Here is a 701-nt window from a genome sequence, read left to right as displayed (position 1 = left end):
TGGCTGCCGGCGTTGGCCGACGGGTTCAGGGGCGGCGGCAGGACATCGTCGGGGCCGTGTTCCTTGCCCTTGGTTTCCCAGTGATACTGGCCGGTATGCAGGCTGCTGGGGCCGAGACGGGCGTACTTCACCATCAGGATCATCTCCACCACCAGCAGGAAGGTATAGAACAGGATGAAGCCAGCCAGGCTGAAGTAGAGGCTGCCCGGTTGCAGCGAAGAGGCCGACAGGTGCGTGGGCAGGATGCCGGCAATGGTCCAGGGCTGGCGGCCATATTCGGCCACGATCCAGCCCAGTTCGGCGGCGATCCACGGCAGCGGAATGGCGACCACAGCCAGGCGCAGCAGCCAGCGTTGCGGGGCCAGCTGCTTCTTGGCCAGGAACCAGAACGAGGCCGAGAAGATGAACAGGAACAGGAAGCCCAGCCCCACCATGCCGCGGAACGCCCAGAACATCGGCGCCACCTTGGGAATGGTGTCGTTCACCGCCATGGCGATCTGCTCGGGCGTGGCATCGACCACGTTGTTGGTGTACTTCTTCAACAGCAGGCCGTAGCCCAGGTCCTTCTTGAGCTTGTCGAATTCGGCGCGGGCTTCGGGCGACTTGTCGCCGGACTTCAGGCGGGTCAACGCCGCATAGGCCAGCATGCCGTTGCGGATGCGGACTTCATGTTCCTTCTTGAGGTCCTTGATGCCCAGCAC

Annotated in this window: 1 protein-coding gene; it reads right to left on the bottom strand. The window is 63.6% G+C overall.

Going from position 1 to position 701, the window contains the following annotated elements:
* A partial coding sequence (locus tag HWE01_RS22580) for a cytochrome ubiquinol oxidase subunit I (RefSeq protein WP_241822951.1) occupies window positions 1-701 on the bottom strand: 701 nt, incomplete at both ends.

This window comes from Herbaspirillum sp. C7C8 (assembly GCF_022627875.1).
Taxonomy (GTDB): Bacteria; Pseudomonadota; Gammaproteobacteria; order Burkholderiales; family Burkholderiaceae_D; genus Herbaspirillum.
This window is presented reverse-complemented; position numbering and strand designations above follow the sequence as displayed.